The sequence below is a fragment of the Brevibacterium sp. Mu109 genome (assembly GCF_900169375.1).
In the GTDB taxonomy this organism is placed as follows: domain Bacteria; phylum Actinomycetota; class Actinomycetes; order Actinomycetales; family Brevibacteriaceae; genus Brevibacterium; species Brevibacterium yomogidense_A.
In genome coordinates this window covers 92,544-113,454 of sequence record NZ_FXZF01000010.1, presented here as the reverse complement: position 1 = coordinate 113,454, position 20,911 = coordinate 92,544, and the positions used below count along the sequence as shown (strand labels likewise).

General features: G+C 68.2%; 18 protein-coding genes. 12 read left to right on the top strand and 6 right to left on the bottom strand.

The features are described 5' to 3' along the window. Window positions 1-344: 344 nt before the first annotated feature. Window positions 345-1,556, top strand: coding sequence for a TRAP transporter substrate-binding protein DctP (gene dctP / locus BSP109_RS08025; protein ID WP_180959652.1), 1,212 nt, complete (start codon window positions 345-347; stop codon window positions 1,554-1,556). Then, window positions 1,553-3,076: an AMP-binding protein gene (locus BSP109_RS08020; protein ID WP_219618515.1), complete on the top strand. Its 1,524-nt coding sequence runs from the start codon at window positions 1,553-1,555 to the stop codon at window positions 3,074-3,076. Before dctP ends, BSP109_RS08020 begins: the two co-directional genes overlap by 4 nt. Window positions 3,077-3,268: 192 nt before the next feature. On the opposite strand, the gene BSP109_RS08015 is transcribed toward BSP109_RS08020, so the two are convergent. Together BSP109_RS08015 and BSP109_RS08010 are read right to left on the bottom strand one after the other, a co-directional pair. Further along, complete coding sequence (locus BSP109_RS08015) at window positions 3,269-4,711, bottom strand: aspartate aminotransferase family protein (protein ID WP_101599975.1); 1,443 nt, start codon at window positions 4,709-4,711, stop codon at window positions 3,269-3,271. A gap of 38 nt (window positions 4,712-4,749) precedes the next feature. After that, window positions 4,750-6,243 (bottom strand): CoA-acylating methylmalonate-semialdehyde dehydrogenase, encoded by a 1,494-nt coding sequence (locus BSP109_RS08010; RefSeq protein WP_101599955.1) that lies wholly within the window; start codon window positions 6,241-6,243, stop codon window positions 4,750-4,752. A 158-nt stretch (window positions 6,244-6,401) separates the two neighbouring features. Here BSP109_RS08010 and BSP109_RS08005 point away from each other — a divergent pair, with 158 nt between their 5' ends. Next, the gene (locus tag BSP109_RS08005; RefSeq protein WP_101599954.1) at window positions 6,402-8,009 is read left to right on the top strand and encodes a PucR family transcriptional regulator; all 1,608 of its coding nucleotides are present in this window, start codon (window positions 6,402-6,404) and stop codon (window positions 8,007-8,009) included. Between the two features lie 135 nt (window positions 8,010-8,144). On the opposite strand, the gene BSP109_RS08000 is transcribed toward BSP109_RS08005, so the two are convergent. Continuing rightward, window positions 8,145-8,981 carry a hypothetical protein gene (locus tag BSP109_RS08000; RefSeq protein WP_087003742.1) on the bottom strand — a complete coding sequence of 279 codons (837 nt, stop codon included), beginning with the start codon at window positions 8,979-8,981 and terminating at the stop codon, window positions 8,145-8,147. A 188-nt stretch (window positions 8,982-9,169) separates the two neighbouring features. Here BSP109_RS08000 and BSP109_RS07995 point away from each other — a divergent pair, with 188 nt between their 5' ends. The 3 genes from BSP109_RS07995 to BSP109_RS07985 all read left to right on the top strand — a co-directional run bounded on the left by BSP109_RS07995 (window position 9,170) and on the right by BSP109_RS07985 (window position 11,701). Beyond that, window positions 9,170-9,709: a peptidylprolyl isomerase gene (locus tag BSP109_RS07995; RefSeq protein ID WP_087003739.1), complete on the top strand. Its 540-nt coding sequence runs from the start codon at window positions 9,170-9,172 to the stop codon at window positions 9,707-9,709. Next, window positions 9,706-10,422, top strand: coding sequence for a rhomboid family intramembrane serine protease (locus BSP109_RS07990; protein WP_101599953.1), 717 nt, complete (start codon window positions 9,706-9,708; stop codon window positions 10,420-10,422). Before BSP109_RS07995 ends, BSP109_RS07990 begins: the two co-directional genes overlap by 4 nt. A 97-nt stretch (window positions 10,423-10,519) precedes the next feature. Beyond that, the gene (locus BSP109_RS07985) at window positions 10,520-11,701 is read left to right on the top strand and encodes a pyridoxal phosphate-dependent aminotransferase (protein ID WP_101599952.1); all 1,182 of its coding nucleotides are present in this window, start codon (window positions 10,520-10,522) and stop codon (window positions 11,699-11,701) included. 154 nt (window positions 11,702-11,855) lie between these two features. On the opposite strand, the gene BSP109_RS07980 is transcribed toward BSP109_RS07985, so the two are convergent. Together BSP109_RS07980 and BSP109_RS07975 are read right to left on the bottom strand one after the other, a co-directional pair. After that, window positions 11,856-12,521: a YitT family protein gene (locus BSP109_RS07980; RefSeq protein WP_087003731.1), complete on the bottom strand. Its 666-nt coding sequence runs from the start codon at window positions 12,519-12,521 to the stop codon at window positions 11,856-11,858. Between the two features lie 10 nt (window positions 12,522-12,531). Next, a complete protein-coding gene (locus BSP109_RS07975) occupies window positions 12,532-13,308 on the bottom strand; it encodes a cell division protein CrgA (RefSeq protein ID WP_257944600.1) in 777 nt (258 codons plus the stop codon). A gap of 214 nt (window positions 13,309-13,522) precedes the next feature. Between BSP109_RS07975 and BSP109_RS07970 the strand changes: the two genes are divergently transcribed. The 3 genes from BSP109_RS07970 to BSP109_RS07960 are packed head-to-tail and all read left to right on the top strand — an operon-like array spanning window position 13,523 to window position 15,674. After that, window positions 13,523-14,863, top strand: a complete 1,341-nt coding sequence (locus BSP109_RS07970) for a class E sortase (RefSeq protein ID WP_101599974.1) — start codon at window positions 13,523-13,525, stop codon at window positions 14,861-14,863. After that, window positions 14,863-15,027 carry a hypothetical protein gene (locus tag BSP109_RS17260; protein ID WP_087003721.1) on the top strand — a complete coding sequence of 55 codons (165 nt, stop codon included), beginning with the start codon at window positions 14,863-14,865 and terminating at the stop codon, window positions 15,025-15,027. The genes BSP109_RS07970 and BSP109_RS17260 overlap by 1 nt, the downstream gene beginning before the upstream one ends. Beyond that, window positions 15,027-15,674, top strand: a complete 648-nt coding sequence (locus BSP109_RS07960; RefSeq protein WP_179207012.1) for an aminodeoxychorismate/anthranilate synthase component II — start codon at window positions 15,027-15,029, stop codon at window positions 15,672-15,674. The genes BSP109_RS17260 and BSP109_RS07960 overlap by 1 nt, the downstream gene beginning before the upstream one ends. Here BSP109_RS07960 and BSP109_RS07955 read toward each other — a convergent pair. Continuing rightward, on the bottom strand, window positions 15,660-16,337 hold the full coding sequence (locus tag BSP109_RS07955) for a TetR/AcrR family transcriptional regulator (RefSeq protein ID WP_087003715.1): 678 nt from the start codon (window positions 16,335-16,337) through the stop codon (window positions 15,660-15,662). The two genes, BSP109_RS07960 and BSP109_RS07955, sit on opposite strands and share 15 nt — an antisense overlap. 196 nt (window positions 16,338-16,533) lie before the next feature. Between BSP109_RS07955 and BSP109_RS07950 the strand changes: the two genes are divergently transcribed. Genes BSP109_RS07950 through BSP109_RS07940 form a run of 3 tightly spaced genes read left to right on the top strand, consistent with a single transcriptional unit; the run spans window position 16,534 to window position 20,904 of the window. After that, window positions 16,534-17,844: an acyl-CoA dehydrogenase family protein gene (locus BSP109_RS07950; protein ID WP_087003712.1), complete on the top strand. Its 1,311-nt coding sequence runs from the start codon at window positions 16,534-16,536 to the stop codon at window positions 17,842-17,844. Next, a complete protein-coding gene (locus BSP109_RS07945) occupies window positions 17,841-19,262 on the top strand; it encodes a phosphotransferase family protein (RefSeq protein WP_101599950.1) in 1,422 nt (473 codons plus the stop codon). The genes BSP109_RS07950 and BSP109_RS07945 overlap by 4 nt, the downstream gene beginning before the upstream one ends. Before the next feature lie 49 nt (window positions 19,263-19,311). Then, on the top strand, window positions 19,312-20,904 hold the full coding sequence (locus tag BSP109_RS07940; RefSeq protein WP_101599949.1) for a long-chain-fatty-acid--CoA ligase: 1,593 nt from the start codon (window positions 19,312-19,314) through the stop codon (window positions 20,902-20,904). Window positions 20,905-20,911: the final 7 nt, after the last annotated feature.

The following is a 20,911-nucleotide window of genomic DNA, read 5'->3' as shown; positions in this document are numbered from 1 at the left end:
CTCCCAGGGCGGCCGAGGAGCACCGCCGATTTCGAGTGCTCAACATACGAGCTCTCAGGTCGCCGATTCACCCGCATTGTGAACACTCGTCCTGGGTGCAGCTTCGCACACGCGTCGTCTCCCCGCCGCGCTGCGCGCCCGGACCGCACACCCGCAATAGTCCGCGCGCGCCCGTGCATTAGACAGACTGAACGAGCGTTTGTTAATTTCACAGGGACCGGCAGTCTGCCGATGCATCACGTGCGCACGAGGAAGTGGGTTCAGGTTTGAGAGCGATGAAGAGGTCAGTCTCTGCGGTTCTGGCGGTTGCCGCTTTGGGACTCGTGTCGGGATGTGCGGGCTCGGTGAGCGGAACCGAGGCGCAGGGCGGCGGAGACGGATTCGCCTATGGGTCAACGCAGGAGGACGTCGATGCGGCGCTGGCGGACCTGGAGCCGGTGACGCTCACGTACCAGCCGGGCGGGTCCTCGGCAGAGTCGGTCACCGCGGCCAATGGACTGGCCTTCCGGGAGTACGTCGAGGAGCGCTCGGGTGGGAAGATCACGCTCGAGACGACGTGGGGTCAGGCCATCGCGCCGTACGGAGAGCTGGTCGACGCCCTCAACGACGGTCGCGTCGACATCGCCTATCACGCAGCGATCTACTTCCCGGACGAATTCCCCACCGTCGATGCGTTCAGCAAGATCACCCAGTACTCCACGCCGGCACCGCTGACCGGAGAGGCGATCTCCGCAGCGATGATGAGCGAGCTCGCGTGGAACAGCGATGAGCACCTGCAGACCATCGAGGACCAGGGGCTCGTCCCGCTGTCGCCGCTCATGAGCTCCGGCGACTACTGGACCGCCTGCGGAAAGCCGGGAACCACCGCTGAGGACTGGAAGGGCCGGCAGATCAGGATCGCGGGCACCGCGCACACGGAGCTGGCGAACGCGATCGGCGCCAGCCCGGTGTCGATGGAGTACGGCGAGACGTATGAGGCCCTCCAGCGGAACACCGTCGACTGCACCTTCGTCCAGCCTCAGGTCGCCGGTGCCACCGGTCTGCTCGAAGTGGCTCCGCACGTCGCGCACTTCTCCGAGCAGCGCATGACGGGCGGAGCGACCGCCATGCACGTCGCCGGCTCGGGATTCCAGGACCTCCCGCTGGCATACCAGCAGATCATCTTCGATGCCGAGGCCGAGCACATGCACGGCATCATTCAGGCGACGCTCGACGCGGGTCACAAGGCGGTCGCAGATTCGAGCGCCGCCGGCGGAGAGTTCTCCACCATGGACGAGGAAGTCGAGGAGATGCTCGTCGCGAAGCAGGAGGAGCTGGTCGACGACCTCATCGCGGACGGGCGCCTGCCCGAGGACATCAGGGACACGATGACGGAGCTCGCGGACAAGTGGACGGCGATCGTCGAGGAGCTGGGCTACACCGACGACGGCGAGCTGGCGGAGTTCGACGAGTGGTACGAGCCGGGCAGCATCGACTTCCGGCCGCTGGGCGAGCGGGTCTTCACGGAGGCCGCGGAAGCACACCGACCCGGAGCAGCATCGGAGGATGATCAGTGAACATAGAGCTCGAACTCTCACGCACCCATCTGCCGATCGCGGGAGTGTATCGGCATGCCCACGAGCTGCCCGATCGCACTGCCATGGTCGACAGCACCACGCGGATCACATTCGCTGAGTTCCTGGTGCGCATCCAGCAGGCGGCGGCCCGATTGGTCGCGGCCGGGGTGGAGCGCGGCGATCGGGTGGCCGTGGTGGCGGGCAACTGCGCCGAGTTCCCCGTCGCGGCGTACGCAGCCAACTACCTGGGCGCGATCATCGTGCCGGTGAACTTCCGTCTCGCTGCGGGCGAGGTCGCCTACATCGTCGGCAACTGCGAACCCTCCGTCGTCATCGCGGATGCGGACAGGATGTCGACCGTCCACGACGCGCTGGCCGAGCGCGGGGACGCGGTGCCGGTCATCGACCTCGCGGTGCTCGCCGCGCCGACAGGTGAGTCGACGATCCCCGATCCTGTGGTGTGCGCGGAGAATGACGACCAGGCGATCATGTACACGTCGGGCACGACGGGCAGGCCCAAGGGCGCGGTGCTCACGTACTCGAACTTCCTGAGCACCACGATGCGCTCGTCCGCCTCTTGGGCGTATGTGCCGGGCAGAGACGCCGTCCTCGTCGCCTCCCCGATGTTCCACATCGCCGCGTTCAACGTCATGACGACGAACATCGCGAACGGTTCGGCCTGCGTGATCACTGCGTCGACCGGCTTCGATGCGGGCCATCTGCTCGACGTCATGGCCGAGCACCACGTGACGCGCACCTTCATGGTGCCGGCTCAGTGGCAGCTGATCGTCGATGAGCAGCGGCGCACGCCGCGTGACGTGGACCTGCGCTTCTACAGCTGGGGTGCCGCGCCTGCGACAGAGGCACTGCTCACCGCACTGCGCGAGACGTTCCCGGATGCCATGTCGCAGGCCGCGTTCGGGCAGACGGAGACGACCGCCTCGGGCCTGTCGCTCAACCACGAGGACTCGGTGCGCAAGCTCGGGTCGGTGGGGCTGCCGGACCGCAACGTGTCGATCCGAGTGGTCGACGCACACATGAACGATGTGCCGCAGGGTGACGTGGGGGAGATCGTCTACCGCGGCCCCGGCGTCATGGATCGCTTCTGGAACAACGAAGCGGCGACGAGGGAGTCCTTCGCCGGGGGGTGGTTCCACTCGGGAGACCTCGTCAAGAAGGACGACGAAGGTTTCGTCTATGTCGTCGACCGGGTGAAGGACATGATCATCTCCGGCGGCGAGAACATCTACTGCGCGGAACTGGAGAACGTCCTCGCCTGGCACCCGAAGGTCGCCGAGGTCGCGGTCGTCGGCCGCAAGGACGACAAGTGGGGCGAGGTCCCCGTTGCGGTCGTCGTGCCGCACAGCGACGACGAACCGCCCTCCCTCGATGAGCTGCGCGAGTTCTGCGAGGGTCGTTTGGCGCGGTACAAGATGCCCAAGGACATCGTCGTCCGGGATGCGTTCCCCCGCAGCGGCACCGGGAAGATCCAGAAGAACGTGCTGCGCGACGAGGTGTGACGGCGCTCGCCGCTGCGTCCAGCACTGAGCTGGGATCGCTTCAGATCCAGTGAGTAGAACCTGGTCCAGAGTCGTGGAGAACTGGACCAGGTTGCACTCACTCGCGGTGGGGCGCGCGGTGGCACGTGCCGCGGGGGTGGGTATGGCAGTCGAGTGATCCTGCGGGTCGCTCGACTGCCATACCCGACTCGCTCACTCCACGTAGCCGTCCGCCACATCGAGCGCGCGGTCGATGACGTCGAGCGCGGTGCGGACGTCCTCTTCGCTCACGTTGAGCGGCGGGACGACGTGGATGCGGTTGAAGTTGGCGAACGGCAGGACGCCGCCTTCCTTGATCGCACCCATCACCGCGTTCATCGCGTCGGAGGAGCCGCCGTAGGGCGCCATCGGCTCCTTCGTCTCGCGGTTCTTCACCAGCTCGATGGCCCAGAAGCAGCCCATCCCGCGGACGTCGCCCACAGACGGATGCTTCGCCTTGATCTCCTCCAGCCGCGGACCGATGACCTCGTCGCCCATGCGCTTCGCATTCTCGATCATGCCCTCGTCGCGCATCGCCGTGATCGTCGCGACGGCCGCGGCGCACCCCAGGGGATGACCGGAGTACGTGAGTCCGCCGGGGTACTGGCGGTCGACGAACGAGGAGTACACCTCGTCGGAGATGATCACGCCGCCCAGCGGCACGTAGCCGGAGTTGACGCCCTTCGCGAAGGTGATGAGGTCCGGCGTCACGCCCCAGTGGTCGATCGCGAGCCACTCGCCGGTGCGGCCGAACCCGGCCATCACCTCGTCCGCGATGAACATGATCCCGTGGCGCTCCGTGAGCTCCCGGACCCCTTCGAGGTACCCCGCGGGAGGCGCGTAGATCCCCGCCGTGCCCGGGACCGTCTCGAGGAGGAGTGCCGCGATGCTCTGCGGGCCCTCCAGGGTGATCATGTCCTCGAGGTGGCGCAGCGCCCGCTCCGTCTCCTCCGCCTCCGTCGTCGATCCGAAGTAGGACCGGTACGGGTAGGCCGGCATGAAGTGGACGACGCCGTCGCCGGGATTGTCGTTCGCGAACCGGCGCGGATCGCCCGTGAGGTTCACCGCGAGGTTCGTGCCGCCGTGGTAGCTGCGGTAGGCGGACAGCACCTTCTGTCGACCCGTGTGGAGGCGCGCCATGCGGATCGCGTGCTCGTTCGCGTCCGCGCCGCCGTTCGTGAAGAAGACGTGCTCGAGCCCGTCGGGTGCGATCTCCGCGATGAGGCGGGCGGCCTCGGACCGGGCGTCGTTCACGTGCTGCGGCGCGATCGTGCAGATGTCCGCCGCCTGGTCCTGGATCGCACGGACGACGGCCGGGTGCTGGTGGCCGATGTTCGTGTTGACCAGCTGGGATGAGAAGTCGAGGAGCTCGCGCCCCTCGCCGTCCCAGACCCGCGTTCCCTCGGACCTGACGATCGTCATCGGGTTGAAGGGGCCCTGCGCCTGCCAGGAGTGGAAGACGTGCTTCCGGTCCAGGTCATGGGCCCGCCGGCCGCGGGCCAGCATCTCCTCCGTCACCGGACCGGCCGCAGTGGCGGACCCCGCCGCCGAGGCCGCTGCGGCCTCGGCGCCGATGTCACCCGCTGCTGTGGATGTGTTGTGCTCTGTGTTCGTCATGGTCATGATCGAATCCTTGTCTCCGTGGGAGCCGCTGCTCACGAGTTGGTGGGGAACCCGAGGTTGATGCCGCCGTGGCTGGGGTCCAGCCATCGCTTGGTGATGACCTTGCCGCGGGTGAAGAAGTGCACGCCCTCCGCGCCGTACGCGTGCGTGTCGCCGAACAGGGAATTCTTCCATCCGCCGAAGCTGAAGTGGGCGACCGGCACGGGGATCGGCACGTTGACGCCGACCATCCCGACCTGGACCTCGTTCTCGAACTTCCGTGCCGCACCGCCGTCGTTCGTGAAGATCGCGGTGCCGTTGCCGTACGGGTTCGCGTTGATGAGCGCGAGGCCCTCCTCGTAGGACGGCACGCGGACGACGACGAGCACGGGTCCGAAGATCTCATCCGTGTAGATCGACATGTCCGGCGTGACGCGGTCGAACAGCGTCGGGTTGAGGAACGCGGCGTCGCTGTCCGCGTTCGGGCTGGTGGTGCGCCCGTCGAGCACGAGCTCCGCGCCGGATTCCACGCCGGCGTCGATGTAGCCCGCGACCTTGTCCCGGTGCGCGACCGTGATGAGCGGTCCCATGTCGGAATCGCGCGTGCCGTCGCCGACCTTGAGGCCCCTGGTCCGCTCTGCGATCTTCGCGACGAGTTCGTCCGCGATCGCATCGACGGCGACGACGACGGAGATCGCCATGCAGCGCTCACCGGCGGCGCCGTAGCCCGCATTCACAGCGGAATCGGCCGTGATGTCGAGGTCCGCATCCGGCAGGACGAGCATGTGGTTCTTCGCGCCGCCCAGAGCCTGGACGCGCTTGCCGTGCGCGCTCGCCGTCTCGTAGATGTACTTCGCGATCGGCGTGGAGCCGACGAAGGACACGGAGTCGACCTGCGGGTCGGTCAGCAGCGTATCGACGGCCTCCTTGTCGCCGTGGAGCACGTTGAACACGCCGTCCGGGAGTCCCGCCTCCTTCCACAGCTCCGCAAGCCAGTTCGCGGTGGACGGATCCTTCTCCGACGGCTTGAGGACGACGGTGTTGCCCGTGGCGATCGCGACGGGGAAGAACCACAGCGGCACCATCGCGGGGAAGTTGAACGGCGAGATGATGGCGGAGACGCCGACGGGCTGGCGGACGGAGTGGACGTCGATGCCGGTCGACGCGTTCTCCGAATGGCCGCCCTTGAGGAGGTAGGAGATGTTGCAGCACAGCTCGACGACCTCGAGCCCGCGGCTCACCTCGCCCAGTGCGTCGGAGAGGACCTTGCCGTGCTCGGCGGTGATGATCGCCGCGAGCTCCTCCTTGCGGGCGTTGAGCAGCTCGCGGAAGTTGAACATGATCGAGGTGCGCTTGGTGAGCGACGTGTCGCGCCAGGCGGGGAACGCCTCTGCGGCGGCCGTGATCGCCTCACGGCTGCGGTCGGCGGAGGCGAGTGCCACCCTGCCGGAGTTCACGCCGGTGGCGGGGTTCACGACGTCGCCGAAGCGCGCGCCGTCGGATTCTGCGACTGTCTGTCCGTTGATCCAGTGACTGATGGTGTTCACGGTGACTCCCTTCGTTGCGAGTACTGTGATCGCGCATGCGCGGCGTCCGCGCGGGTGCGACGATCCGATGCCTCCAGTGTGGGTGGTGCGGAGCCTGCGCGCCAGATGCACAGTGTGAAGTATGAATGCGTGAAACTGACGGTCTGTAAGATCGAGGCATGTCCGTGCACACCGCTGTTCCGGAGCCGCACTCCTCACCTGCTGTGACACCTGCTGTGACAGTCCGCTCGATCCTCCACCTCGATGAGATTCGCGGGGCGCGCCCCCAGGTCCTGAGCGGGTCCGATCGCCTGGACCGCCCCGTCCGCTGGGTGCACATCGCAGAGACGGAAGAGGTGCCGTCCCTGCTGGAGGGCGGGGAGCTCATCCTCAGCAGCGGCACGATGTTCCGCCAGTCGCCCGTGCGGACGCGCGACTTCCTCACGCGGCTGGATCAGGCGGGAGCCGCGGGGTTCGTCATCGAGATCGTCGATGAGGCGGGGAGGCCGTCGACCATCGACCGGGACGTCCTCACGGAGGCCGTTCGTGGACTGGACTTCCCCGTGATCGTCCTGGCGGCCCGTGCGCGCTACGTCCGGGTCACGCAGGCGGCGCACAGACTGCTGATCGGGGAGCAGCTGGCCCGCGTCGAGCGTGCGCGCCGCGTGCACGACGTCTTCACCGACCTGAGCCTCCGCAGCGCGGACGAGCAGCTCATCGTCGACACGACGGCAGAGCTCCTCGGATCGGCCGTCGTCCTGGAGGACGCCGCGCACCGCGTGCTCGCCTTCAACTCCGCCGCCTCCTCCCCGGGCGAGTTGCTCGACAAGTGGCCACTGCCCAGCCGCCAGCAGGTGACCGTCGGTGTGCGCGGCAGGCGATGGGGGAGGCTCGTCGCTCCGTTCGCCGCGGCGGATGACGACCATGCCGGTGAGGTGCTGGAGCGGGCGGGACAGGCCGTCACACTCGTGCGGATGGCGACGCAGAACGAGCGGGACCTGCTGCAGCATGCGGCGGACGCGCTGATCCACGAGCTCATGGGCTCCAGCGACATGGCAGAGGAGGAGGCGCGTCTCCGTGCCCGGTCCCTGGGCCTGGGACCGGCCCGCGCCTACGTGCCGATCGCGGTGCGGATCTCCGCTCCCGAGGCCGTGGAGGAGGGGATCGCGTCCCTCCAGCTGCGCGAGCAGGCCGTGCGCACCGAACTCGTCGCGGCGGCGAAGCACGCCGGAGCCACCGTCATCTCAGGCGGCCGCCGGTCGGGGATGATCGTCGGCGTCGTGGGCTGCAGCGGCAGACGGGTCGAGGACACCCTGACGGCGCTGTTCCAGCGCTTGGGCGAGGAGTCGGGGGAACGGCACAGCGCCGGTGCCGGTGCCGAGGCCGACACGCTGCTGGAGGCGGGGCGTGACCTCGAGCATGCGGTGCAGGTGGCGGACATCGTCGCGACCATGTCCGTGCGCGACCGGCCGTTCTACCGCTTCGCGGACGTGCGGCTGCGGGGGCTGGTCTCCGCGCTGCGGGATGATCCGCGGCTGCGTGCGTTCGCGGAGTCGGAGCTGGGGACGCTCACGGACGAGGGGGCGAGCGACGACCTCGAGTTCCTCGAGCTGTTCCTGCGGGAGGGCGGGAACAAGTCCGCGATCGCCCATGCACTGGGACTCAGCAGGCCCTCCGTCTATGCGCGGGTGAAGCGGGTCGAGTCAGCGCTGGGGGTCTCTCTGGAGGACGCCGAATCGCGCACGTCCCTGCACACCGCTGTGCTCTGGTTCCGGGCGCAGGAGTGAGCGCAGGAGTGAGGGCAGTCCGTGCCCGCACACGACTGCGCCCGGGGGAGCGGATCCCCCGGGCGCAGCGGTGATGCGGTGTCTGAGCGGGACTCAGTGGGTCGGGCTCAGCGAGTCGGGCTCAGAGAGCAGGACTCAGCGGTTCTGCGTGTCCTCGTCGTCCTCATCCTGGCCGTCGACGTCGACGCCCTCGGCCTCTGCCTGGGCGACTGCAGCCGCCGGGGCCGGGACCTGCGAGGTGATCGACTCGTTGGCCGGCTGCTCCGAGGCGGGCGTGGAGCCGACCGGACGGGCATCCGCAGGACGGTTGCTCGGCAGCGGGGTCGACCACGGATCGTCGACGGGCTGCAGACGGCGGGCCACGGCGAAGCCGATCGCACCCAGTCCGACGACGCCCAGCACGATCCAGAACCACTTGCCGCCGCCCGAGGACTTCTGCGCAGTGCGCTTCTCGAGGTCCGCGCCGGCCTTCTTGAGCGCCTTGCGGGCCTTCTTCACGGCCTTCTTGTCGCCGGTGAAGCGAGCGACCGCGTCATCGAAGCCCTTCGAGGTCTCCGTCGAGGCGAGCAGACCCGCCACCGATGACGCCTTCGCGCCGGCCTTCTCCGCGACGTCGCGGGCACGCTTCTCCGCCTCTGCGGACTGCTCGCGCAGAGCCGGCGCCACGCGCGCCTCGTATTCCTTCTCCGCAGACGCACGGGCGTCGTCGAACCGCGACTTCGCGTCGCTGAGCGCGCCTTCGACGTGGGGGCGGACGGTCTCTGCAGCGGACTGCAGACGACCGCTGGCCTCGCGGATGCGCGGTGCGGCGGCGTCGGACGCCTCGTTGAGCCACGCATTCGCGCGCTCGAGGTACGGGCCGGATGCCTCGAGGGCCTGGGCCGACGATTCGCGGACCACATCACCCACGGAGTGGAGCCTCTCACCGACTTCGTCGATGAAGGTCTTCGGCTGGGACCTCTTCTTGAACATCTCACCCTCCGAGGTGGTCGGCAGACTTCTTCTTCGCTGACAGTCTATGGGGTGGTGTCGAGTCCGGACGCACCGATAGCGCCAACTGGCCAGACTGTGGGCGTACTGCCATGGTCCGGAGAGCGCGCACCCACGTCCCGATGCACCTCCGGCCGTCCTGTGTCCGCGGCTCATGGAACAATGAGCGTATGACTGTTTCAACTGGCAAGGCCATCCTGCACACGAACAAGGGCGACATCACGATCGAGCTCTTCGGCAACCACGCTCCGAAGACCGTCGCCAACTTCGTCGGACTCGCGACGGGCGACAAGGAGTACGTCGACGCGCAGACCGGTGAGAAGAAGACCGGACGCTTCTACGACGGCATCGGCTTCCACCGCATCATCAAGGACTTCATGATCCAGGGCGGCGACCCGCTGGGCACCGGCACCGGCGGCCCGGGCTTCGAGTTCGACGATGAGATCCACCCGGAGCTCCAGTTCGATCGCCCGTACCTGCTGGCCATGGCGAACGCCGGTCAGCGTGGGGGGAAGGGCACCAACGGCTCGCAGTTCTTCATCTCCACGGTCCCCACAACGTGGCTGAACGGCAAGCACACCATCTTCGGCGAGGTCGTCGATGAGGAGTCGAAGAAGGTCGTCGACGCGATCAACGCGGCTCCGACCGGCGCGATGGACCGTCCCAAGGAGCCCATCGTCATGGAGTCGGTGGAGATCGTCGAGGCGTGACCCACCCGTCACCGCCGCCGGCCAGGCGTCCCCGCACGGGGATCCTGGCCGGGGCGCCCGTCACACAGGCCATCGTCATCGTGACGGTGGCCTGTTGGCTTGTCGGCCTGATCCCCGGGGTCGAACTCGGCAGGCTCCTGGGCTTCAGCCCGCTCCTGTCCGCGACGGAGCCGTGGCGCGCACTCTCCGTCATGCTCGTCCACGCGGACATGCTCCACCTCCTCTTCAACATGGTGGGCGTCCTGCTGTTCGGCTCCTTCGTGGAGCGGTCGCTGGGCCACGCCCGCTTCCTGACGGTGTACCTGCTGTCGGGGCTGGGCGGATCCGCAGCGGTGCTGCTGCTGGCCGCGCCGTACGAGCCGGGGTGGTTCTCCCTGCATGTGGGGGCCTCGGGCGCGCTGTTCGGTCTGCTGGGAGTCGTCCTCACTCCCACCCGCTCGCTCGACCGGAACTGGGGCGGCGCCGCCGCCTTCCTCGTCCTCAACGTGATCTACAGCGTCGTGTCGCAGGGGATCTCCTGGGAGTCGCACCTGGGCGGCCTGGTGGTCGGCTTCGGCCTGGGGTGCGCGGCGCTGCTGCCGCGGCGCGGTGAGCGCTCCACGCGGGATCGCGCCGTGACCGTGTGGTTCTGGGCGGCGGCCGGCGTCCTCCTCGTGACGATGGTCGTCGCGGTGCTGCCGGGACTGCGCGCCTCTGCCCTCATGGCCGGCTGACGGACGCTCCGCGTGTCCGCCCCGCCCGCGCGGGACCGCCGGATAGCGTGGTCGAGGAGCCCTCACGGCCCGTACGGGCAGAAACGGAGATCCGACGATGAGTCACGACGACGCTGCGGGGCCCACCGCCTCGCAGATGGCGACGACCTACCCCGCGAGCGTCATCCGGCAGGTGTTCGAGCGGGTCGCGGCGTTCGACGACGTCACATCGCTGACGGTGGGCGAACCCGACTTCGACACCCCCGCGCACATCGTGGACGCGGCCGTCGACTCCCTGCGCGCCGGCGATACCCGGTACACCCCCAACGCGGGCATCCCAGAGCTGCGCGATGCGGTGGCGCGGCTGTACTCGGAGCAGTGGGGCCGCGATCTGCAGCGTGAGAACGTCGTCGTGACCGTGGGCGGACAGGAGGGGATGTTCCTCGCCCTGCGCACCGCGGTGGATCCCGGCGACGACGTCCTGGTGACAGACCCGTCGTATGCGAACTATCAGGGACAGATCCACCTCATGGGGGCGCGGGCCGTCGCCGTCCCGCTGACGGAGGACAACGGCTTCATCGTCACCGCGGACCAGGTCGAGGCCGCTCTCACACCGCAGACGAAGGCGCTCATCCTCAACTCGCCGGCGAATCCGCTGGGCGCAGTCGTGCCCGAGGAGGAGCTGGTGAGGATCGCGCAGCTCGCTCGCGAGCACGACTTCCTCGTCGTCTCCGACGAGGTGTACGAGCGGATCATCTACGACGATGTCCGGCACGTGTCGATCGCACAGGCGGTTCCCGACTTCGAGCACTTCCTCATGGTGGGATCCCTGTCGAAGTCCTATGCGATGACCGGCTGGCGGGTCGGGTACATCGTGGGACCCGCGCACCTGCTGGCGGCGACGACTCACATGAAGGAGGGCGTCACCTCCTGCTCGCCCGCGTTCGTCCAGAAGGCGGCGGTCGCCGCACTGGACGGCCCGCAGGACGCGCTGCATGCGATGGTGGCGTCCTACCGGTCGCGGCGAGACCTCATCGTCGAGGGCCTCTCCGCGATTCCAGGTGTGTCGTGCACGGGTGCGAACGGCGCGTTCTACGTGTTCGCGGACATCCGTGCATCGGGCCTCTCCAGCGCCGAATTCGTGGAGCGCCTGCTCATCGACCACCGGGTCGCGGTGATCCCGGGGTCGGCGTTCGGAGCACAGGGCGAGGGGTTCATCCGGCTGTCCTACGCGACGGATGAGGCGACGATCACGGCGGGCGTCGCCGGGATCGCCGCCCTCATGGCGTCTGTGGCGTGATTCCCCGGGTTATCCACAAGTCTCTCCACAGCAGTGGATAGAATAACACCGGTGTGTTTCAGCTGGTCAGAACCGTGCGCTGAAACGCTTATCAGCTGGGCAGGGCGCCTGTCCACTAGATGTGTGGACAGGCGCGGCGAGGGGTGTACGGGTGTCAGTCCGCGTCTGTCGTGAGGGGATCGGCGCGGCCCAGGAGCTTCTCCGCCAGGATGAGGAAGAACTGGGTGATGTAGCCGATTCCCACCGCGTAGGCGATCGTTCCGACGCCGAATGTGCCGCCCAGCAGGAAGCCCGCGATGAGGACGGCGATCTCCACGATCAGGCGCATCGCCCACACCGGTCTGCCCGTGCGCTGCACGAGGCCGGTCATGAGTCCGTCGCGCGGGCCGGGGCCGAAGTTCGGGATGATGTAGAGAACCGTGGCGATGCCGTTGAGGACGATGCCGAACACCAGCAGGGCGATGCGGATCGCGAGCGAGTCCTGATCGGGGACGATCGCCATCGTGATGTCCATGAAGACGCCGACGAGCACGGCGTTCGACACTGTTCCCAGCCCCGGCCGCTGCTTGAGCGGGATCCACAGGAACAGGATGATGAACGAGGCGATGATCGCGATGACGCCCACGGAGACGGTCAGTCCGAGGCTGCCCAGCTGGATCGAGATGCCCTCGTGGAGGACGTCCCAGGGGAAGTTGCCCAGGCGGGACTCGATGACGAGCCCCGCCGATGCGCCGAACAGGACGAGCCCTCCGTAGAGGGTGATGAGGCGGATCCACAGGGGGTGGCCGCCCAGCAGACGGAAGTTGCCGGTCGATTTCACTGACGCTCGACTAGCGCCAGCGTGTCGACATCACGAGACCCACGACGAGGATCGCGAATCCGACGCCGAGGTTCCAGTAGCCCCACGCCCCGACCGGGTAGGCCCCGCTGGAGACGTAGAAGACGACCAGCCAGGCGAGGCCCAGCAGCAGGACCGTGACCATGGTGGGCACGAACCAGCGGCCGTTCGGCTTGATCGTCTGCGCGCCGGGGGTGCTGGTGTACGAAGCGGTCTTGCGGTTGGCTGCGCGCTTCGCGGGATCGCCGGACTTCGCCGAGTTCTTGCCGCTCTTCTTCGCACCGGTGGCCTTGGAGTCTGCGGCCTTGCGGTTCCGGCCCGTGGCCGTCGCGGACGCCTTCGCGGTCGTGGAGCCCTTGGCGTTCTTCGCGGAGGAGCCCGTGGCATCCTTCGCCTTCGTGGGCGCGGCGTCCGCTGTCGCGGACTTCTTCGACGAGGCTGCCTGTGTGGTCGAGTCAGCCTCGGATTCCGTCGTCGAGTCCGTCTCCGCCTCTGCGTCGTCCTCGTCATCCGTCTTCACGGCGTCCGACGTCGCAGGTGCCGGCGTCTCGGGGAAGGTCTTCCCCGAATCGACGACCGTGTCCGCATCGTCCGGTGCGTCGTCCTGCTCTGGCTCAACGCCGGGCAGGTCGTGGGCGTCCAGCCTGGCTTCGTCGGCGTCGAGCTCCTCCACCGGCAGGTCGGAGGCTCCCGTGCCGACGGTGTCCTGCTGGTCCTCCGCGGAGTCGGATGTCCGGCGGACCCGGTTCGTGCGATTCGACTTGGCCACGTCTCTCCTCGGGAGGTCGGCTGCAGTCCGACCGTGGTGTCTCAGGCTGATGATCGTTGGCCAGTCTAGCTCCCGACATCCTTCTTCGCGCAGAGGACGTCCGCGCATGCGACTATCATGGGCGGGGTGTGCCCAGCCCGATCCGCATCGTGCTGGAGCCGCACGGCAGACGATCGCTGGATGGAAGCCGGAGGGGGCTGATGTGGACCAGCCGATGACGAGGCGTGAGCGCCGGGAGCGCGAGCGCGCCGCCGAGGCTGCCGGAAGCGACCGCCCCGCCGGCCCGACCGCGGATTCACCGGCTGCGGGACCGCCGGGTGCGGGCTCACAGAACACCGCGCCCACCGCTGGTCCGCCTGGGTCTCAGCAGTCCAGGGCACCGTGGTCGCAGCCGGCCGGCTCACAGCAGCCCGCTCCGGCCGGCGAGCAGCGTCCCCTCATCCGGCCGGCGTCCCGTGCGCCGGGCCGCACCGGTTCCGGCCCTGCACACCATCACGCCTCTCCGCAGAGCCCCCCTGCACAGGGGCAGCCCACTCAGGCATATCCCGCACAGGCCCATCCGGCACAGGCGTATCCGGCTCCGGGCTCGCCCACTCAGGGCACTCCAGCCCAGGGTTCCCCTACATCGACGTTCCAGTCAGCAGGGCCCACCGGCGGATGGTCGACCTCGCAGGGGCAGGGCGCCGTGCGAGGTCCGGGCGCGGCGCAGTCCGCCGGCGCGACCTCCGCGGCCGATCCCAGCGGGAGGGGCGATGCGCGGGGTGCTGCTGCGGCCTCGGCGGTGGGAGCCGGGCGGACCGACCGCAGGCGGAAGACCGAGTATCAGCCGCTGGGTCCGGTCCGCGGCACGATCCGCGCGTTCGGCGAACTCTGCATCACGGCGGGCATGGTGCTCATCCTCTTCGTCGTGTGGCAGCTGTGGTGGACCGACATCGCGGCGAACAGGGACAACGAGGTGCTCGCGGACCAGCTGATCACCGATTGGCAGGAGAACCCCGACAACACGCTCCCCGACGACCCGGACACGCCCTTCGTCGCAGACCCGGTCGCGGAGAACACCGGGTTCGGCATCATGTACGTCCCCCGATTCGGCGAGGATTACTACCGGACGGTCGCGGAGGGCGTGTCCATGGAGCCCGTCCTCAACCGGATGGGCGTGGGCCGCTACCCCAGCTCCGCGATGCCCGGCGAGGTCGGCAACTTCTCCGTCGCCGGCCACCGCGTGACGTACGGCAAGCCGCTCAACCAGATCCACCAGCTGCGTCCCGGCGATGAGATCGTCGTCCAGACCGGCGACGGGTTCTACACGTACACGTTCCGCAACTTCGAGATCGTCCTGCCGGATGCGACGGAAGTGCTCGCGGCCGTCCCGACGATGCCCGACTACAAGGGCAAGGACCGCATCATGACTCTCACTGCCTGCAATCCGATGTTCTCCGCGCAGGAACGCTACGTCGCGTACGCGGAGCTGACGGACTGGAAGCCCGCGGGCGATGGCGCACCCGCGTCGATCGCCGACTCGCCCGCCTTCCAGAAGGTCGGAGGGGATGCCTGATGTACGCGCTGCTGTGGAGGGCTCTTCCGGGGCCGTGGATCGTGAAGCTGATCATCTGCCTCATCCTCATCGCGGCTGTCGTGTTCCTGCTCATGGAGTACGTGTTCCCCGTGATCGCGCCGTACATGCCGTTCAATGACGCGACGATCGAGGAGGGCGGCTGATGGGCGCGAGGATCCTGGTCGTCGACAACTACGACAGCTTCGTCTACACACTGGTGAGCTACGTCGAAGAGCTCGGGGCGACGACGACGGTGGTGCGCAATGACCAGGTGACCGACGCCGAGGCCGCGGCTCTGCTCGCGGACCACGACGGGGTCCTGCTGTCGCCGGGTCCCGGAGCGCCGGCCGATTCCGGGATCTGCCCGGGCCTCATCCGTGAGGCTGCGCGCACGAACACGGCGCTGTTCGGCGTCTGCCTGGGGCACCAGGCCCTGGGCGAGGTGTTCGGGGCGACCGTGGCGCATTCGCCGGTGCTGATGCACGGCAAGACATCGCAGGTGGAGCACCGCAGCACGAGCGTGTTCGCCGGATGCCGCAGCCCTCTGATCGCGACGCGGTACCACTCGCTGTCGATCGTCGACGACACGATCGACACCGACGTCTTCGAGATCACCGCGCAGACCCCCGACGGGATCGTCATGGGCATCCAGCACCGGAGCGCACCGCTGGCAGGAGTCCAGTTCCACCCGGAATCGGTCCTCACACAGGACGGCTACCTGATGGTCGGGAACTTCCTCGCCATGGCGGGGATGCCGGCGGCGGTCGAGGCGGCGGCCGGCCGGACGCCGGTGGTCTCAGCGCAGGTCTGAGCGAGGGGACTCCATCGTCTGCCTCGACGTCTCACCGACGGTGCTGCGCGCAAGCTGCTGATAGCGAGCGATCATCGTGTCGATGTCGGTGCGCCCGTCCGGTCGGTACCAGCGTGCGATCCCCGTGCAGGCCACGATGATGAAGCGGGAGGCCTCGCGGGGGATGTCCGTGGCGAAGACGCCCTGGCTGACGCCCTGCTCGATCGTCGAGGTGAAGAGCTCCTCCTGCCGGTCTCGGTAGGCGACGACCTCTGCGTACGAGTCCGCGTCGAGGTTGTGCAGCTCCGCGTTGCCGATCGCGCTCTCGCGGGGGTGGGCCGCGTGGATTCCGACGTGCATTGCCACGAGCGCATCGAGCTGAGCGCGCGGGTCGCTCCCCGCCTCGGCCTTCGCGCTCTGGCTCGCGGTGACAAGAGCGATCATCCCGCGCAGGGCGATCGTCGCGAGGATGTCTGCCTTCGATCCGAAGTGGTTGTAGAGCGACCCCGAGCTCATGCCTCCGCGCGCACCGATGTCCCGGATGTTCGTGCCGTTGAATCCCTTCTCTGCGATCGCCCCGGTCGCGGCGCGCAGGATGCGGGCAGCCATCGGATCGTCATCGCCGCGGAGGACGCCGCCGGGGAAGCGGTCCGTGAGATCCGCGGCGGGAGGGGAGTCGGTCATGTCTCTGCAGTGTAATCGGATGGAGCCGACCTCTTGCGCGGTCCACGGGACGACAGTAGTGTCGCAGACAATCACCCACTGATCAGTTGATCAGAGGCGCGATCGCGTGGTGCACGCCGGCGTGCATCTCGTCCCGCAGGTCTCTGACCAGCACTGTCATGGGGTGGACCGTCACCGCTGAGAGGACCGCAGACCGATGATCGACGAGTACACAGAGCTTCCCACCCACCTCCAGGAGTTCCTCGCGGAGCTGGATGCCTTCATCGAGGCGGAGATCCGCCCGCTGGAGCAGCAGGACGACAACATCCGCTTCTTCGACCACCGGCGTGAGCACGCGCGCACGGACTGGGACAGGGACGGCCTGCCGGACGAGACGTGGGAGGCGCTGCTGGCACAGGCCCGCCGACGGGCCGATCAGGCCGGGATCTACCGGTACACCCTGCCGAAGGAGCATGGCGGCCGCGGCGGGTCCAACTTTGACATGGCTGTGATCCGGGAGCACATGGCATCCCAGGGACTGGGGCTGCACAACGATCTCCAGACCGAGCACTCCGTCGTCAGCAACAACGTGGGGCTCCTGCTCATGCTCGAGTACGGCACGGAGCAGCAGAAGGAGGAGTGGCTGGAGGCGCTCGCACAGGACCGGGCCTCCTTCTCCTTCGGGATCACGGAGCCGGATCACGGTTCGGACGCGACCCACATGGAGACGACTGCGCGGAAGGACGGCGACGAATGGGTCATCTCCGGGGAGAAGACGTGGAACACCGGAGTCCACACGGCGACGCACGATCTGATCTTCGCCCGGACCAGCGGCGATGCCGGCGACGGTGAGGGGATCACCTGCTTCCTCGTGCCCACGGACGCGCCGGGGTTCCGGGTCGAGGAGTACCTGTGGACCTTCAACATGCCGACCGACCACGCGCATGTGTCACTCACCGATGTGCGTGTGCCCGACTCCGCGGTGTTCGGGCCGGTGGGCAAGGGGTTGGGCGTCGTCCAGCACTTCTTCAACGAGAACAGGATCCGTCAGGCGGCCTCCAGCCTGGGCGCCGCGCAGTTCTGCGTCGATCAGGCGGTCGAGTACGCGAAGGAGCGCAAGCCCTTCGGCAAGCCCCTGGCACAGAACCAGGGCATCCAGTTCCCCCTGGTGGAGCTGCAGACGCAGTGCGAGATGCTGCGCGCACTCGTCCACAAGACCGCGTGGCAGATGGACACCCGCGGCGCGTTCGCCGTCTCCGACAAGGTGTCGATGTGCAACTACTGGGCCAACCGGCTGTGCTGCGAGGCGGCGGATCGTGCGATGCAGGTGTTCGGCGGGCTGGGCTACTCCCGGCACACGCCGTTCGAGCACATCTACCGTCACCACCGCCGCTACCGGATCACCGAGGGCGCGGAGGAGATCCAGATGCGCCGCGTCGCCGGCTACATGTTCGGGTTCATGAAGCAGCGCGCGCCCAAGGGCGTGGCGGATGAGGGCAGGCCCCACGAGTCCGGGCAGGCCCGATGAGCGAGGGCGATGCTGACGGCCACCTGTACGACGCGATGCTGTCGCACGTCCTCGGGGCACCGGCGACGGTCACGTCCGTCGTACCCGTGAGCAAGGGCGCGAGCAAGCGGATCGAGATCATCGACGCCATCGTCGCGGGAGCACCGTCGCGGGTCGTGCTCCGCGCGGAGCCGACGGACGACGTGGATCCGACGGGCATGGAGCGCGAGGCTGCGGCGATCCGCGCGGCGAGTGCTGCGGGAGTACCGGTTCCGGAAGTCTTCCGCGCCAGCAGCGGTGACGCAGTGATCCCTGCGCCCTACGTCGTCACGTCGTTCGTCGACGGCGAATCCCTGCCGCGCCCCATCCTGCGCACGTTCGACGGGGAGGACGGGCACGACGGCGAGGCGTTCGCGGAGCAGCTGGGCGACATCGCCGCCCGCCTCCACTCAGCGGAGGTGCCGGACGGGCTGTTCGAGGCGAGGACGGACGAGCTCGAGGCGTGGCGGTCCCAGTTCGACGAGTACGGCGTCGTCTCGCCCGCCTTCGAGCTGGCCTTCGCCCACCTGGGTGACACGCCGCCGCCCTCGTCGGAGCCTGCGTTCGTCCACGGTGACCTGCGGATGGGGAACCTCATGGTCCGGGGCGGGCGGGTCGAGGCGGTCCTCGACTGGGAACTGGCGCACATCGGGGATCCGGCATCGGACCTCGGATGGGTGAGTGCTGTGCAGTGGAGGTTCGGGGGGCCAGGCGTGGTCGCCGGCGTGGGCTCACGCGAGGCGCTGCTGCGCGGCTACAGCGCGGCGGGCGGACGGCCCATCGCCGAGGCCGCGGTCCAGTGGTGGGAGACCCTCTCGATCCTCAAATGGGGGGTCATGTGCCTCCGCCAGGCGGCACGGGCGGAGGCGGAGCCCGAGCGCGGTCTGGAGCTCGCCCTCATCGGACGGAGGTTCGCGGAGTGCGAGGCGGATGTGCTCGACGCACTCGGCTTCGACCTGCCTGCGTCTGCCCCAGAGACGGACGGATCCTCGGGTACGGACGGATCCTCGGGTACGGACGGATCGTCGGGCACGGACGGAGCCGGCGCCTCGGGCGATGACGGGGCCTCGGACGGCGACGGAACCGGGGCCTCGGCGACGGAGACGATGGTGCAGGGACTCGCCGCCTCCTTCGACCGTACGTACGAGGGTCGGATGCAGGCGGCGGCGCTCGACACCGTCCTGCGGGACCTGCGTGTCGGACCTGCGCTGCGCGAGGCGTCGTCGGACGCGCTCGCCACCGCCGGATTCGCGGCGGAGGCCGACCTCGCCCAGGCGATCCGCGCCGGGGCGGTCGACACGGACGATCAGCGGGTGCGCGCAGCGATCGCAGCGCCGGTCATCGAGCGGATCACCCTGTCGAACCCGCGCCACCTGAGCCGGATCGCAGAGCGCCGGTGACGAAGTGACATCCGCGCACCGGGACAACCATCTGCACGAGGGAGTGGATATGACACAGACGGATGACGAGAGAATCGCAACGGGTCGGCGCATGTCGCACGCGACGCAGCTGTCGCGGCAGACGCGCAAGATCCCCGATGCCGCGGCACTGAGCCACGGGGGAGTGACGCTCACATACGCCCAGCTGAACGGCAGGGTCTGCGCAGTGGCGCGCGGACTGGCAGCACTGGGCGTGGGGCGCGGCGACAGGGTCGCAGTTTTCATGATGAACAGGACCGAGGTCGTCGAGTCCTACCTGGCGGTGATGAAGCTGGGCGCGATCGTCGTGCCGGTGAACTTCCGGCTGACGGTCCCGGAGGCGGAGTACATCGTCGAGAACGCTGATGCGAAGGTCCTCATTGCGGACGACGACCTCATCGAGTCCGCGCGACAGCTGGGGCCGGTGCAGGACGACGCGGAGAGTCCCGTGGTCCTCGTCCACGCGTCGAGCGGTCCCGTCGAGGGTGCGCACTCCTACGCCGACCTGCTCCGAGAGGATGATGCGGACTTCGACCTCGACGTCCCCGAATCGGATCCCGCGTTCATCATGTACACGTCGGGCACCACCGGGCGTCCCAAGGGCGCGGTCCTCACCCACATGAACCTCTTCATGAACAGCGTGAACGCCAACACGATCCAAGGGGTCTCCCGCGAGGATGAAGTCTGGCTGTCCGGCCTGCCCCTGTTCCACATCGGCGGACTCAACGGAATCCTCATGTACCTGCTGGTGGGCGGCCACTCAGTCCTCATGGAATCGGGGAACTTCAGCGCGGAGGCGGCCGTGGCCACCATCGAGGAGTACGGGGTCACCGCCTGCTATTTCGTTCCCACCCAGTGGCGAGACATCTGCGAGGTCCCCGACGTCTCCCGGCGGGCGTCCTCCCTGCGGCGCATCTCGTGGGGCGCCTCCATCGCTCCGCCGTCGACACTCCAGGCGATGGCGGACACGTTCGAGGGGGTGCCGAACTTCAACATGTTCGGGCAGACGGAGATGAGCTCCGTGACATGCATGCTGCGCGGCGAGGACGCCGTGCGCAAGATGGGAACCGTGGGCAGACCGATCTCCAACGTGGAAGCACGGATCGTCGACCCGAACGGCGACGACTGCCCGGTCGGTGAGGTGGGAGAGATCGTCTACCGCGGACCGACCGTCATGCGGGAGTACTGGCGGAACCCGCAGGCGACGGCGGAGGCCTTCCGCGACGGCTGGTTCCATTCGGGGGACCTGTGCGTCGCGGACGAGGACGGTTTCATCACCGTGGTGGACCGCAGCAAGGACATGATCATCTCCGGCGGAGAGAACATCTACAGCGCGGAGGTCGAGGCCGCCATCGACGCCCATCCGAAGGTCCGCGAAGTCTCCGTCGTCGCCCGCCCCCATGCGAAATGGGTCGAGACGCCGACGGCGTTCATCGTGCCGGTCGAAGGGGCGGAAGGTCCCACCGAGGACGAGATCATCGCGTTCTGCCGGGAACGGCTGGCGTCGTACAAGAAGCCGACAGCGATCGTGATCGTCGATGAGCTGCCGAAGAACGCGGTCGGAAAGATCCAGAAGTTCAGACTGCGCGAAGAGGCGCAGTCTCTGACGAACGACGAGGAATGAGAGGGAT